We start from the raw sequence: 13,022 nt of genomic DNA, 5'->3' as shown, positions 1-13,022 counted from the left end.
GCACCATCGTACCGGCGGCCACCTGTGCGACCAGAGTGATGACACCCGGTAGAACTGTAGGGTGCGTCACGTCTTCGCGGTCCTCGCCGCCGCTGTGCTGTTCGGCACCACCGGCACCTCGCAGGCGCTGGGCCCGGAGGGGACCACGCCGCTGGCGGTCGGCGTGATGCGTCTCGTGGCCGGCGGCACGCTCCTGGCCGCGATCGGCTTCACGGTGGCGCGCCGCCGCGCGCGGCGCACGCCGGTCGGCGTCGCCACCCGCCCGGTGCTGACGGCCAAGCCGGTGCTGCTCATGGCGGTCACCGGCCTCTGTCTTGCGCTCTACCAGCCCCTGTTCTTCCTCGGCACGGAACGCAACGGCGTGGCGGTGGGCACCGTCATCGCGCTCGGTGCGGCGCCGGTGCTGGCCGGCCTGATCGAGTGGGCGCTCACCCGCGGGCTCCCGGGCCGCGTGTGGTGGACGGCCACCGCGCTGGCCGCGCTCGGAGTCATGCTGCTGGGGGTGGGCGGTTCGGCACTCGGTGTGGGCACGGCCGATCCGCTCGGGCTGGCCGGATCGGTCGGCGCGGGGGCGGCGTTCGCGGTGCTCGCCAACGCGCAGCGCCGGCTCCTGCAGTCCGGGTGGGATCCGTTCGCCGTCGCCGGGGCGATGGGTGCCGGAGCCGCCGTATGCGGTGTGCTCGCCGTGCCCTGGGTGGACCTGCGGTGGCTGGCCGAGTCGTCGGGGATGGTCATGACGCTGTGGCTGGGGGTGGCGACCGTCGCGGTCGCGTACACGCTGTTCACGTGGGGGCTGGAACGTCTCACCGCGGCGACGGCCGCCACGCTGACGCTCGCCGAGCCGCTGACGGCGACCGTCCTGGGTGTGACGGTGCTGGGTGAGCAGCTGACGCCGCTCGCCATCGCCGGAATCGTCGTCCTGGCATCCGGGCTCGCCCTGCTGGCCCGCGGCGCCCGGGCCGGTCGCGACCCCGCTCCCTTCGCGGTCGAGGCCTGACGATGGATGCCGCGGCCCGCACGACCGAACTGCGGGATCTGCTGGGTGCCCGCGCACGCCTCGGGCCCCGACTGCCCGGCGGAGCGCACGCCGCGACGTACCTCGTCGAGGTGGACGGGGCCGAACTCGTCGCCCGGTGGTTCCCGATCGGCGACCCGGCCCTGGCCCGCGAACTCGAGGTGCTGCGCGTGCTCGCCGCGCCCGACCCGATCCCGCTGGCGGTACCGGAGCTGGTGGCCCACGCCGGGTCGCTCCTGGTCACCACCCGGGTTCCGGGCGGACCTCCGCCACCCGACGCCGACCCGCGGCGGCTGGCCGTGCCGCTGGCGCGTGCGCTCGCCGTCATCCACGCGCACGACCCCGGCACCCTGCCGGTGCGCGACCCCGTCGGCCCGCACGCGCGGGCGGCGTACGCGCGCGGGTCGCGGGAGTCGGGGCTGCGGGCCCCCGACTCCGCCGTGCTGAACGCTCCGCCTGTCCTGGTGCACGGGGATTTCTGGTGCGGCAACGCACTGTGGACGTCCGGTGACCAGCCGCAGCTGACCGGCATGGTCGACTGGAGCGGTGCCCACCGGGCGCCGCGAGGCGCCGACCTCGCCTGGGGCCGACAGGACCTCGCGCTGCTGGGGTCGGTGGCCGCCTCCGAGCTGCTGGCCGCCGAGTACTGCCGGCTGACGGGGTTCGATCCGGCCGGTGTGCACGCCTGGGACGTGCAGGCCACCTGGCGGGCGTGGGGGCGCGTCGGCTCTTGGGCCGGCAACTACGCCGGCATCGGACGGTCCGACCTCACGCCGGCGTTGCTTGAAGCCCACTTCGACGCGTGGGTGGCGCACCTCCGCACCGCCGAGGTGTGACAGCCGGACCGGTCAGACCGCGACGACCAGCGCGACGGCGAACGCCGCCACGCCCTCACCCGCACCGGTGAACCCGAGCCCGTCGGTCGTGGTCGCCGACACCGACACCGGGGCGCCGAGCGCCGCCGACAGCACCGCTTCGGCCTCCGCGCGCCGCGCGGCGAAACGCGGGCGGGTGGTCTGCACCTGCACCGACACGTTGCCCACGACGTAGCCGGCTTCCGCCAGCAGCGCCCGCGTGCGCACGAGGAACGCTTCGGCGTGTGCCCCGGCGTACTCGGGCTGTGCCGTGCCGAAATGCGTGCCGATGTCGCCGAGGCCCGCCGCGGCCAGCAGCGCGTCGACGATCGCGTGGGCGACCGCGTCGCCGTCGGAGTGCCCCTGCAGGCCCTGCTCCCCCGGCCATTCCAGCCCGGCGAGCCACAGCGTGCCGTCGCCGCCGAACGCGTGCACGTCGGTGCCGATCCCGACCCGCGGTACCGCCGGCGCCGGGTCGAGGGAGGCCACCGCCGGGGTGACCGGGGTGGCCAGCAGCCGTGCCCGCTCGAGATCGGCGGGCGTCGTGATCTTGAACGACCGCTCGTCGCCGGCGACCGTGAACACGGGGAAGCCCGCCACCTGCACGAGGGCCGCATCGTCGGTGTGGTCTTCGCGGGCGACCTCGTAGGCCGCGTCGAGCACATCCCGCCGGAACCCCTGCGGCGTCTGCGCCGCGGCCAGGTCGGACCGGTCGACGGCGGCGGTCACCGCATCGGCGTCGACCCGCTTGATCGTGTCGACCACCGGCAGCACCGGCAGCACGGCGCCCCGCCCGTCCTCGACGGCCGCGATGACCCGGTCGAACACGTCCGCGGGGGTCAGCGCGCGTGCCGCGTCGTGCACGAGCACGATGCGCACGTCGGGCCACACCGCCGCAAGTCCCGCACGCACCGACTCCTGCCGCGTCGCGCCGCCGGCGACGACGGTCACCAGGTCGCGGCGGTCACCGGCGGCCTCGAGCGCGTCGGTCTGCGCGTCGCCGATGCGGTCGGCGGGGGCGACGACGATGACCTGTGCGATCGGTCCGGCGAACACGCCGCGCAGCGCGTGGCGCAGCATCGAGTGGCGGTCGATGCCGACGAACGCCTTCGGCGTGCCGGCGCCCAGGCGCTGCCCCGACCCGGCGGCGACGACGATGACGGCCACATGCGGCACGGGGACGATGCTCATGCCTTCGAGGGTACTGACCGCGCCGGCCGCCCCCGCCGCAGCGCCCACACGGCGACGGCCAGCAGCACCGCGCCCCCGACGGCGAGCCACACGTCGAGAAACCACTCCATGACCGCGAACGGCGGGACGAAGGCGCACACCCATCCCACGGCCACCCACCCGGCCGACGGAGTCGGTGAGAGCCGGCCCAGCGCCTCCCACCGGGCGATCGCGAGCGACAGCGCGAGCACGGCGGCCAGCACGGCGACGAACATGATCGGCCGGGTCGCCCACCACAGCCCCGAACCGGGCACCGGCGACGCCCCGGGGATCAACAGGCTCAGGCCGCTCAACGCCAGGATCACGGGCAGATGCCACAGGTAGACGGTCATCAGCCGAGACCCGAGCAGGAACACGAAGCCCTGCATCGCCCGGAGACTCATCAGCCGGGTCAGCGCCGGCCGCGCCAGGCGCAGCAGGCAGGCCTGCGCGAGCCCCAGCACGACCAACGGCAGTGTGGGCGGATTGAGATTGCCGAGCATGCTCGGCGAGTACGGCCCCCACGCCGTCAGCGGCCACAGCAGCAGATAACAGGCGGCGGCGATCGTCAGCAGCGTGAGCGGATGCCGACGGTCGAACCATCCGTCGCGGTACCAGAACCCGAACTGCTGCACGAGCGGCCACACCAGCAGCAGGTTCACGAGCCCGAGCTCGGTGATCCCGGTGGCGAACCGTGCGGCATCCACCATCACGACCCCGGCCAGCAACACCGCGAGGGCGGCGCGCGGCGACCGTCCATGCCACCGGAGGAGCCACGGCGCCGCGGCCTGGCAGATCAGGTACGCGGCGAGGAACCACAGCGGGGAGCCCGCGCCGACGGCGGCCTCCTCGACGATGTCGGGGGCGATGCCCAGCGCCGTGACGGGCACCAGCACCAGCGCGAACAGCACGAACAGCGGTAGCGCCGGCTGGGCCAGCCGAAGGGTGCGCACGCGGATGAACCCGACGGCGTCGCCGCCGCGTTCGGTCCACGAGCGCCATCCGGTCGCGACGGCGAAGCCGCCCACGACGAAGAACAGCGGCATGACCTGACCGACCCAGGTCGCAGCGTCGAACCACGCCTCCGCCTCGGCGGGGCGTGACGCGATCAGGCCGCCGTCGGGCCCGGGGCCGATGCCCACCATGACGATGTGCACGACCACGACGAACAGCACGCACACCACGCGTGCCAGATCGAGCGTCAGGTCACGACGGGACAGGTCGGGGCCGACCCGGGCGGCGGTGCTCACCGCACCATCATCGTGCGTTCAGCGCACGGATGCCGGTATTTCGCGCGTCAGGAGGCGAGAACCTCGTCGAGCACGCCGGAAGCGTGGTCCTCGTCCGCCTTGAGCGCCAGCGCGATCTCGGACACGAGGATCTGACGCGCCTTGGCGAGCATGCGCTTCTCTCCCGCCGACAGGCCGCGGTCCTGGTCACGGCGCCACAGGTCGCGGACGACCTCGCTCACCTTGATGACATCACCCGAGGCGAGCTTCTCGAGGTTCGCCTTGTAGCGGCGCGACCAGTTGGTGGGCTCTTCGGTGAACGGGGCGCGCAGCACATCGAACACCTTCTCGAGGCCGTCCTTGCCGATCACGTCGCGAACGCCCACGAGGTCGACATTGTCCGCCGGAACCTCGATGATCAGGTCGCCCTGGGTGACGTTGAGCTTCAGATACTTCTTCGTCTCACCCTTGATGATCCGGTCTTTGACCTCGATGATGGTCGCGGCCCCGTGGTGCGGATAAACGACCGTCTCGCCAACCTCAAAAAGCATGCAGTTATGTCCTTTCGGCAAACTAAAGGATACCACAGGCGTCATACGCTAAGGTTCTCCACTTGTGCCCGACAGTGCGGTTCCGTACGTCCGGAGAGGTGCTCGCGACTGCGTAGACTGAGGGTGCAGACAATCGTCGTCATCCCCGGGAGGAATCGTGAAGAAGTCGCGTGTCTTGGCGTCGGTCGCCCTCGGCGCCGCGCTGGCGTTGGGAGCCTCCGGTTGCAGCATGATGGCTCCCCAGGCGACGACGATCCCCTACTCGCCCGGCGACGGTGTGAACATCCCGCCGTCGGGTCCGCTCGACGTGCTCAACGCGCTGGTCGTCGCCGACGACGAGGGCACCAACGGCAACCTGCTGGCGGCCGTGGTCAACGACACCGACGAGACGCAGACGCTGACCATCGGCGTGGGCGGCACCACCCACACGGTGCGCGTGGCCGCCGACACCGTCATGAGCTTCGGGTACGACGGCGTCGAGCCGCTGCTGCTGGAGGGCATCGACACCAAGCCGGGCGCCAACCTCGACATGACGTTCCAGTCCGGTGACGGCACAGGCGTCGAGATGGCCGTGCCGGTTCTCGACGGCCGGCTCGACTACCTGGCCGAGTTCGTCCCCGCGTCCTGAACGCCCCGGCCGGGCGGGGCGTCAGCCCTCGAACCGGTAGCCGAGGCCGCGCACCGTCAGCAGCATGACGGGCCGGCCCGGGTCCTTCTCGATGCGCGAGCGGATGCGCTTGATGTGCACATCGAGCGTCTTCGTGTCGCCGAAGTAGTCACTGCCCCACACCCGGTCGATCAGCTGGCCGCGGGTGAGCACGCGCCCGGCGTTGCGCATGAGCACCTCGAGAAGCTCGAACTCCTTGAGCGGCATCGCGATCTCCTCGCCGTCGACGGACACGGTGTGCCGGTCGATGTCGATCGTCACCCGGCCGCCGGTGAGCACCTGCTCCTCGACGTCGAGCCCCATCGCCTCGACGCGCCGCAGCACGGCGCGCATGCGCGCGAGCAGTTCGCGTGACGAGTACGGCTTGGTGACATAGTCGTCCGCCCCCAGCTCCAGCCCCACGACGATGTCGACCTCGGAGTCCTTGGCGGTCAGCATGATGATGGGCGTCTGCGACGTGGTGCGGATGACCCGGCACACCTCGGTGCCCGGCATCCCGGGCAGCATGAGGTCGAGCAGGACGATGTCGGGGTGCTGCGCGGCGAACATCTCCAGCGCGGTCGGGCCGTCTTCGGCGATGTCGACCTCGAAGCCCTCCCGACGCAGGAGGTACGCCAGCGGGTCGGCGAGATCAGGCTCGTCCTCGACGATCAGAACGCGGGTCATCGCGGGTCTCCTTTCGCCCGGGCGACGGGCTTGCGCTTGCGCTTCTTCTTGTCGGCGGTGGGATCGGGGGCCGGCACCGTGGCCAGGCGGATGGTGAAGGTCGATCCGCGGCCGGGCCGCGACCACAGTTCGACCTCGCCGCCGTGCCGCTGGACGGCGTGCTTGACGATGGACAGGCCCAGGCCGGTGCCGCCGGTGCGGCGCGATCGGGCCTGGTCGGCACGGTAGAAGCGCTCGAAGACGCGCTCCTGGTCGGCCTCGGGGATGCCGATGCCGCGGTCGGTGACCGCGATCTCGACGAAGCCGTCGCCGTTCTTCACGCCCACGCCCACCCGTCCGCCGGCCGGCGAGTAGGCGATGGCGTTGGCCACGAGGTTGCTGATCGCCTCGCTGAGGATGTTCCCGTCGCCGCGCACGTAGAGGCCGCGGGCGCCGCCGCGCACCACCTCGATGCCGGCGGAGGCGGCGGCGATCGCCTGGGATTCGATGGCACCGGTCACGACCTCGTCGATGGACACGTCGCGCACATCGGTCAGGTCCGTGTCGACCTGCAGCCGGGACAGGTCCATGATCCGCGCCACCAGCTGCGACAGCCGCGCCGTCTCGGCCGTGAGGCGGCCGGCGAAGTGCCGCACCTGCTCCGGGTCGTCGGCGGCCGACTCGACCGCCTCGGACAGCAGGCTGATCGCCCCCACGGGCGTCTTCAGCTCGTGACTCGTGTTGGCCACGAAGTCGCGCCGCATCTGCTCGACCCGTTCCCGCTCGGTGATGTCGCGGACGATCACCAGCGTCAGCCGGGCGGTGACGACACCGGCCCGCGCGATGACCGACCGCGGCTCGACGCCACGGCGCAGGCCCAGGGTCGCGGTCTCATGCCGCTCGTGCGCGCGGGCGGCACGCGCGAGCGTGCGCAGCTCATCGGGCAGCAGATCGCCCTCGCGCAGGCCGAACAGGCCCGCCGCGGCGGAGGCGGCCACGATCGACATGGACGCGTCCACGATCACCGCGGCGTCGTCCAACGCTTCCAGCACGGCCCGCGCCCCCTCGGGGATCTCGGCCGACGCCTTCACGCGCGCGGCGCGGCGCGCCCGGACGGCCTCGATCACGATCCAGGTGGCCGCGACACCCACGCATACGCCCACGACGAGAGCGAGGAGCGCGGCCGCAGTCGTGGTCATGCCCCCAGCGTAGAGTGGGCGCAACGCCCGTTCCGGCCACCGGAGGTGCGGAAGCCGGTTCGCGGCCGAGTGTTCACGCGGACGGCACCATTCGTTAACCTTCGGCAGGGACGATGGACGGTGCCGCCGGTGCGACGCCGTGTCGTGCCCGCGAGAGGAGAGAAGCCCACATGCGCGAAGTTTTCCACCAGTCGCTCGAAGACGTGCAAAGCCGTCTGGTCGAGATCGCCGAGCTGGTGACCGTCGCGATCGACAAGGCCACCCGCGCGTTCGGCAAGAGCGATGTGGGCCTTGCCGAAGAGGTCATCGAGGCCGACGAGATCATCGACGAGAAGACGATCGCCCTGGACGAGCTGGCCATCGAGATCCTCGCCCGTCAGCAGCCGGTCGCCCGCGACCTGCGCATCGTCGTGGCCGCGCTGCGGGTGAGCACCTCGCTCGAGCGCATGGGCGACATCGCCGAGCACATCGCGCAGATGACCCGCATGCGCTTCCCCGAGCGGGCGATCCCCAAGGGTCTGAAGAGCACATTCGTGAAGATGGGCGAACTCGACGTCGAGGTGGCGCGCACGCTCACCGAGCTGCTGCGCACCGAGGATCTCACGCTGGTCGAGACGCTGCGCCAGCGCGAGGAGAAGCTCGACGAGCTGCACCTGTCGGTGTTCGAGAAGGTGCTCAGCGAGAACTGGCAGGGTGAGGCCGCCGCCACCGTCGACGCCACCCTGGCCAGCCGCTACCACGAGCGCTTCGCCGACCACGCGCTGACCGTCGCGCGCAAGGTCGCCTATCTCGCCACCGGCGACTGGCGGCCCGACACCGAGACGATCGCGATCATCGCCGAGGGCACCGCGCCCGAGGCCTGACGCCCGCACCCACGCGAAACGGGGTGGATGCCGGAACCTGCGGCATCCACCCCGTTCGTCGTGTCTGTTACTTCTTGCCCTGCGCGGCGACGGCGGCGGCACCGGCGGCGGCGGCCTCCGGGTCGAGGTACTCGCCCGGGCCCAGCGGCATGAAGTTCTCACCGAGCTTGTAGACCAGCGGGATGCCTGTGGGGATGTTCAGCTCGGCGATGTCCTCGTCGCTGATGCGGTCGAGGTGCTTGACCAGGGCACGCAGCGAGTTGCCGTGCGCGGCGACGAGCACCGTCTTGCCGGCCGCCAGGTCGGGGACGATCTCGTCCTCCCAGTACGGCATGAGCCGGTCGATCACGATCTTCAGCGACTCGGTGCGCGGCACCTCGCCGTCGATGCCGACGTAGCGCGGGTCGCCCGCCTGGCTGTACTCGGCGTCGTCGGGCAGCTCCGGCGGCGGCACGTCGAACGAGCGGCGCCACAGCATGAACTGCTCCTCGCCGAACTCCTCAAGGGTGGCGGCCTTGTCCTTGCCCTGGAGCGCGCCATAGTGGCGCTCGTTGAGGCGCCACGAGCGCTTCACCGGGATCCACAGCCGGTCGGCGGCGTCCAGCGCGATGTCGGCGGTCTGGATGGCGCGCGACAGCAGCGACGTGTGCAGGACGTCGGGCAGCAGGCCGGATTCCTTGAGCAGCTCGCCGCCGCGCCGGGCCTCGGCTTCCCCCTGCTCGGTCAGGCGCACGTCCACCCATCCGGTGAACTGGTTGGTCTTGTTCCACTGGCTCTGGCCGTGGCGGAGGAGGATCAGCGTGTAGGGCGCGGTCATGGCGCCCAGTCTATCGAGCCGGCCTCGCCGCCACAGGCTGGCATCATGGGCGTATGGCGCGCGGACCGGTGGGGCAGATCACCCGCGGGACCACCGGCACCAACCGGCTGCGCCGCGTCGACCGGTGGATCGCGCGGCACCCCGCCCTGCGCCGCGCGGCCGACCCGCTCGTGGTCGACCTGGGGTACGGCGCCAGCGGCGTGACGGCGTTCGAGCTCGAGGCGCGCCTGCGTCGGGCCCGCCCCGACGTCGAGGTCGTCGGGCTCGAGATCGACCCCGACCGCGTCGCCCGCGCCCGGGCCCAGCTGGCGACCGTGCGGGCCGGCGGGACGCCGTTCGCCGCCGACGCGCACGTCGGGTTCGGCCGCGGCGGGTTCGAAGTGCCGCTGCCCGGCGACCGCCGCCCCGCCGTGATCCGCGCGTTCAATGTGCTGCGCCAGTACGACGAGTCCGAGGTCGCCGACGCGTGGCAGCGCATGTGCGCCCGGCTCGCCCCGGGCGGGCTGCTCGTGGAGGGCACGTGCGACGAACTGGGCCGGGTGTGCACGTGGGTGGAGCTCGGGGCGGACGCCGCACCGCGCACCCTGACGGTGTCGCTGCGCCTGGCCGAGCTGGCCTCCCCCGCGATCGCGGCCGAACGGCTGCCCAAGGCGCTCATCCACCGCAATGTGGCCGGTGAGGGCGTGCACGCGTTCCTGTCCGCGCTCGAGGCGCAGTGGATCCGGCAGGCGCCGGCGTCGACGTTCGGACCGGTGCAGCGCTGGCGGGCCGCCTTGGCCGCCCTCGCGGACGACGGCTGGCCGCTGCAGGGCCGGGCGCGCTGGCGCCTGGGCGAGGTGACCGTGCCCTGGGAGCGGGTGGCTCCGGCGACGTGACCGCGCAGTGGTCAGCGGCGGGCCGGGTCAGCGGCGGGCAGCCCTCACCGCCTTGGCGGACGACGGCTGGCCGGTGCAGGGCCGGGCGCGCTGGCGTCTGGGCGAGGTCACCGTGCCCTGGGAGCGGGTGGCTCCGGCGACGTGACCGCGCGGGGGTCCGCGGCGGGCCGGGTCAGCGGCGGCGGGACAGCCGCGGCAGGCGCGGGATGGATGCCGTGCGCCCCGCATCCGGCGGAACGATCAGTTCGACGGCGGCGGCGACCGGGCCCTCGGCGGTGTCGACGGTCACGTCGACGTCGACCGGCGTGGTGCGCTTGACGATCGCCAGGGCGATCGGCCCCTCCTCGTGGTGCTGCGCGACCGAGGTGACGGCGCCCACGGCATCGTCGCCCACGCGCACGGCCGCGCCCGGGTCGGGCAGCGACTCGGCACTGCCGTCGAGCTGGAGGGCCACGATCCGGCGCGGCGGATGCCCGAGGTTGTGCACCTTGGCGACGGTCTCCTGGCCGCGGTAGCAGCCCTTCTCGAGGTGGACCGCGGTGCGCAGCCAGTCGGCCTCGTGCGGCAGGGTACGGCCGTCGGCCTCGGCGCTCACGCGCGGACGCCACGCGGCGATGCGCAGGGCGTCGGCGGCCAGCCGCCCGGCCAGGGCCACCCGGCCGCCAGCGGCGTCGGCGACCAGTTGTTCGAACACGCCGACGGGCACGATCGCCTCCGACCAGTCGCGTTCGGCGCCGGGGTGCGGGTCGGTGGCCGCGTAGCCCCAGCCGCCGGTCGTGACGCCCGGCCACGGGTCGTGCCACACGGCGGCGGCCTCGAGCGCGGCGACGGCTGCGGCGGTCCCGCCGACGACGCGGTGCTCGGGGGCGGCCTGCGGGTCGACCCGCAGGCGGAAGCGCATCCGCGTGAGCCAGGTCAGCAGCGGCTCGGCGTCGTCGCGGTCGACGATGAGCCAGGTCGTCTCACCGTCGTCGACCACGGCGGCAGCATGTTCGACGTGCCCCTGCGGGTCGAGCACGAGCGTCTCGGTGCCCTCGCCGGGCTGCAGCGTCGCCACCGCCTGCGAGGTGATGGAGTCCAGCCACGACAGACGGTCCTCCCCGGTCACGCTGAGCACGGCGCGATCGCCCAGCGGGGCCAGGGCGGTGCCTGCGGCGAGGTCCCGCTGCTCACGCAGCGGCGCGCCGACGTGCTGCAGCCCGAGGTCGTCGGTCACCGCGCCCGGCACGCGCGAGAAGTCGTCGGTCATGGTCCTCCCCGTCCGGTTCAGTCGGCCCGCGCGAGGCGCGCGGAGGCATGGGCGGCGAGCCGGCCACCCACGGCGGCGATGTCCCACGCCCACAGCAGGTGCCCGTCGACGAGGCCGTACATGCGCGTGGCCGCCGTGTAGTCCTTCGCCCCGGCGGTGCGCACCACGGCATCCGTGGACAGGTCGATGCGCGGGCCCTTCACCTGGCCCAGGTACAGCTCGCTGACGCCATCGGAGTGGACGAGCGACACCTCGAGGTCGAAGCCGCCCTCGCCGTTGCGCAGCGCCTCGACGTCGTCGACGGTGCGCGGCCGTGCGCGCGGCGTGACCGGTGGCAGCAGCCCCGGGCCCGCGTCGGCGTCGGTGGCCCGGCGCGCCAACCGCCAGTAGCCCAGCTCGGACACGAGCGGGGTGCGGGTGCCGTCGGCACCGAGCAGCCAGGCGCTGGCCGCATAGTTGACCACGTCGCCACCGTCATGGCTGAAGCTGACGCGGTGGGCGAACTCGCCCGTGTAGTGCCGGTCGCCCTCGTAGTCGATGACGCCGGTGCCCTCCCAGACGCCCAGCAACCACGACAGCGGGACGATGTCCGCCGGCAGGTCGGTGGGCAGTTCGAGCATGCCGCTCAGCGCTGGCCGCGGTACAGGTTCTTCAGAACCACGACCGAGACGAACGCGATCGCCAGCGACGCGAGCCCCAGCAGCCCGACGAAGAACAGTTCCAGTGCGACGAGGTCCATACCCTCACTCTACCCGGCGAACAGCGTCGACAGTCCGAAGCCGACGCCGATCAGCGCCATGACCACCATCGCGCCCAGGACGCTCGCGGCGATGCGCTGGATGAACCCGATGGCGTGCCCGGAAGCCAGATGCACCGCGAACGCGATGATGACCGTGGCGCCCAGGCCCACCGCCATCCACGCGGCACGCCACTCGGGCGGCGCGATGACGCCGATCGCGAGGGCGAGCACACCCGCCGTGATCCACACGGCGAGCACCCCGCCGTGACCGTTTCGCAGCGCGGGTTCGGGGGCGGACATGACTCCATTGTGACGCACGGCGACGCCGCATGACGTCGGATGCCGGGCCGGTTGGTTCTAGGATGGCTCCGTTCGGTCTTCTGCACCGGAGGGACGCCCCGCTTGGCCCGACTCCTCGTCTTGAGCGCCGCCCACACCGGCGGCGCGGTTCTGCCCGCCCTCGACCTGCTCAGCCATGACGTGCGTCAGATCCCCGCTGAGCCCGCCCAGCTGGTGCACGCACCCGACGCGGACATCATCCTGGTCGACGCGCGCGCGGACCTGGCCGCCGCCAAATCGCTGTGCAAGATCCTCACCGCGACGGGGCTGCACGCGCCGCTGCTGCTGGTGATCACCGAAGGGGGCCTGGCGGCAGTGTCCACCGACTGGGGCGTCGACGACGTCGTGCTGCACACCGCCGGTCCCGCCGAGGTCGACGCGCGGGTGCGCCTGGCCATCGGCCGCCTCGTGCAGGACCAGGTGCCGCCGCGCGTGCAGACCTCCGGCATCACGATCGACGAGTCGGCCTACTCGGCCAAGGTGCGCGGCAAGCCGCTGGACCTCACCTACAAGGAGTTCCAGCTGCTGCACTTCCTGGCCACGCACCCCTCGCGCGTGTTCACGCGCGAGCAGCTGCTGAGCGAGGTGTGGGGCTACGACTACTTCGGCGGCACGCGCACGGTCGATGTGCATGTGCGCCGGCTGCGGGCCAAGCTCGGCGACCTCGAGCAGCTCATCGGCACCGTGCGCAACGTCGGCTACCGGTTCAATGTGTACGAAGACGACGAGCTGCCCGCCGAAAGCGAGCCGGCACCGACGTCCTGAGGGCGC

The 13,022-nt window shown here is 72.6% G+C and carries 15 protein-coding genes; 6 read left to right on the top strand and 9 right to left on the bottom strand.

The window, feature by feature from the left end:
* The first annotated feature begins 61 nt into the window (after positions 1–61).
* Together ACQ143_RS09620 and ACQ143_RS09615 are read left to right on the top strand one after the other, a co-directional pair.
* Positions 62–997, top strand: coding sequence for a DMT family transporter (locus ACQ143_RS09620; RefSeq protein WP_449570463.1), 936 nt, complete (start codon positions 62–64; stop codon positions 995–997).
* A 2-nt stretch (positions 998–999) separates the two neighbouring features.
* The gene (locus ACQ143_RS09615) at positions 1,000–1,851 is read left to right on the top strand and encodes a phosphotransferase family protein (protein WP_449570462.1); all 852 of its coding nucleotides are present in this window, start codon (positions 1,000–1,002) and stop codon (positions 1,849–1,851) included.
* 12 nt (positions 1,852–1,863) lie between these two features.
* On the opposite strand, the gene ispD is transcribed toward ACQ143_RS09615, so the two are convergent.
* From ispD to ACQ143_RS09600, 3 genes are read right to left on the bottom strand one after another with little or no spacing between them, the layout of a single operon-like run.
* On the bottom strand, positions 1,864–3,060 hold the full coding sequence (ispD, locus tag ACQ143_RS09610) for a 2-C-methyl-D-erythritol 4-phosphate cytidylyltransferase (protein ID WP_449570461.1): 1,197 nt from the start codon (positions 3,058–3,060) through the stop codon (positions 1,864–1,866).
* Positions 3,057–4,328, bottom strand: a complete 1,272-nt coding sequence (locus ACQ143_RS09605; protein ID WP_449570460.1) for an acyltransferase family protein — start codon at positions 4,326–4,328, stop codon at positions 3,057–3,059. The genes ispD and ACQ143_RS09605 overlap by 4 nt, the downstream gene beginning before the upstream one ends.
* A gap of 47 nt (positions 4,329–4,375) precedes the next feature.
* Positions 4,376–4,858, bottom strand: coding sequence for a CarD family transcriptional regulator (locus tag ACQ143_RS09600; protein WP_005051117.1), 483 nt, complete (start codon positions 4,856–4,858; stop codon positions 4,376–4,378).
* 157 nt (positions 4,859–5,015) lie between these two features.
* Here ACQ143_RS09600 and ACQ143_RS09595 point away from each other — a divergent pair, with 157 nt between their 5' ends.
* Positions 5,016–5,486, top strand: a complete 471-nt coding sequence (locus ACQ143_RS09595; RefSeq protein WP_449570459.1) for a DNA modification methylase — start codon at positions 5,016–5,018, stop codon at positions 5,484–5,486.
* 21 nt (positions 5,487–5,507) lie between these two features.
* Here ACQ143_RS09595 and ACQ143_RS09590 read toward each other — a convergent pair whose 3' ends face one another.
* Together ACQ143_RS09590 and ACQ143_RS09585 are read right to left on the bottom strand one after the other, a co-directional pair.
* Entirely contained in the window at positions 5,508–6,191 is a 684-nt protein-coding gene (locus ACQ143_RS09590) for a response regulator (protein WP_449570458.1), read from the bottom strand.
* On the bottom strand, positions 6,188–7,369 hold the full coding sequence (locus ACQ143_RS09585; RefSeq protein WP_449570457.1) for a sensor histidine kinase: 1,182 nt from the start codon (positions 7,367–7,369) through the stop codon (positions 6,188–6,190). The genes ACQ143_RS09590 and ACQ143_RS09585 overlap by 4 nt, the downstream gene beginning before the upstream one ends.
* Before the next feature lie 170 nt (positions 7,370–7,539).
* Here ACQ143_RS09585 and phoU point away from each other — a divergent pair, with 170 nt between their 5' ends.
* Positions 7,540–8,232: a phosphate signaling complex protein PhoU gene (gene phoU, locus ACQ143_RS09580; RefSeq protein ID WP_449570456.1), complete on the top strand. Its 693-nt coding sequence runs from the start codon at positions 7,540–7,542 to the stop codon at positions 8,230–8,232.
* 67 nt (positions 8,233–8,299) lie between these two features.
* Here the strand turns inward: phoU and ACQ143_RS09575 are convergent, their stop codons facing one another.
* Positions 8,300–9,049 (bottom strand): phosphoglyceromutase, encoded by a 750-nt coding sequence (locus ACQ143_RS09575; RefSeq protein WP_449570455.1) that lies wholly within the window; start codon positions 9,047–9,049, stop codon positions 8,300–8,302.
* 53 nt (positions 9,050–9,102) lie between these two features.
* Between ACQ143_RS09575 and ACQ143_RS09570 the strand changes: the two genes are divergently transcribed.
* Positions 9,103–9,924: a class I SAM-dependent methyltransferase gene (locus ACQ143_RS09570; protein WP_449570454.1), complete on the top strand. Its 822-nt coding sequence runs from the start codon at positions 9,103–9,105 to the stop codon at positions 9,922–9,924.
* Positions 9,925–10,096: 172 nt separating this feature from the next.
* On the opposite strand, the gene ygfZ is transcribed toward ACQ143_RS09570, so the two are convergent.
* From ygfZ to ACQ143_RS09555, 3 genes are all read right to left on the bottom strand, one after another.
* Entirely contained in the window at positions 10,097–11,173 is a 1,077-nt protein-coding gene (gene ygfZ / locus ACQ143_RS09565; RefSeq protein WP_449570453.1) for a CAF17-like 4Fe-4S cluster assembly/insertion protein YgfZ, read from the bottom strand.
* A 17-nt stretch (positions 11,174–11,190) separates the two neighbouring features.
* Complete coding sequence (locus ACQ143_RS09560; protein ID WP_449570452.1) at positions 11,191–11,793, bottom strand: FABP family protein; 603 nt, start codon at positions 11,791–11,793, stop codon at positions 11,191–11,193.
* 128 nt (positions 11,794–11,921) lie between these two features.
* The gene (locus ACQ143_RS09555) at positions 11,922–12,212 is read right to left on the bottom strand and encodes a hypothetical protein (RefSeq protein ID WP_449570451.1); all 291 of its coding nucleotides are present in this window, start codon (positions 12,210–12,212) and stop codon (positions 11,922–11,924) included.
* Positions 12,213–12,314: 102 nt separating this feature from the next.
* Here ACQ143_RS09555 and ACQ143_RS09550 point away from each other — a divergent pair, with 102 nt between their 5' ends.
* Entirely contained in the window at positions 12,315–13,016 is a 702-nt protein-coding gene (locus ACQ143_RS09550) for a winged helix-turn-helix transcriptional regulator (protein WP_449570450.1), read from the top strand.
* Positions 13,017–13,022 lie beyond the last annotated feature (6 nt).

Source organism: Microbacterium pollutisoli, assembly GCF_053586795.1.
The sequence above is the reverse complement of the archived record's forward strand: the minus strand, read 5'-3'. Positions and strand labels throughout refer to the sequence as shown.

Excerpts from the sequence above, each read along its gene's own strand:
- ACQ143_RS09615 (WP_449570462.1), top strand. The coding sequence starts at position 1,000 with ATGGATGCCGCGGCCCGCACGACCGAACTGCGGGATCTGCTGGGTGCC.
- ispD (WP_449570461.1), bottom strand. The coding sequence starts at position 3,060 with ATGAGCATCGTCCCCGTGCCGCATGTGGCCGTCATCGTCGTCGCCGCC.
- ACQ143_RS09600 (WP_005051117.1), bottom strand. The coding sequence starts at position 4,858 with ATGCTTTTTGAGGTTGGCGAGACGGTCGTTTATCCGCACCACGGGGCC.
- ACQ143_RS09590 (WP_449570458.1), bottom strand. The coding sequence starts at position 6,191 with ATGACCCGCGTTCTGATCGTCGAGGACGAGCCTGATCTCGCCGACCCG.
- ACQ143_RS09585 (WP_449570457.1), bottom strand. The coding sequence starts at position 7,369 with ATGACCACGACTGCGGCCGCGCTCCTCGCTCTCGTCGTGGGCGTATGC.
- phoU (WP_449570456.1), top strand. The coding sequence starts at position 7,540 with ATGCGCGAAGTTTTCCACCAGTCGCTCGAAGACGTGCAAAGCCGTCTG.
- ACQ143_RS09575 (WP_449570455.1), bottom strand. The coding sequence starts at position 9,049 with ATGACCGCGCCCTACACGCTGATCCTCCTCCGCCACGGCCAGAGCCAG.
- ACQ143_RS09570 (WP_449570454.1), top strand. The coding sequence starts at position 9,103 with ATGGCGCGCGGACCGGTGGGGCAGATCACCCGCGGGACCACCGGCACC.
- ygfZ (WP_449570453.1), bottom strand. The coding sequence starts at position 11,173 with ATGACCGACGACTTCTCGCGCGTGCCGGGCGCGGTGACCGACGACCTC.
- ACQ143_RS09560 (WP_449570452.1), bottom strand. The coding sequence starts at position 11,793 with ATGCTCGAACTGCCCACCGACCTGCCGGCGGACATCGTCCCGCTGTCG.
- ACQ143_RS09555 (WP_449570451.1), bottom strand. The coding sequence starts at position 12,212 with ATGTCCGCCCCCGAACCCGCGCTGCGAAACGGTCACGGCGGGGTGCTC.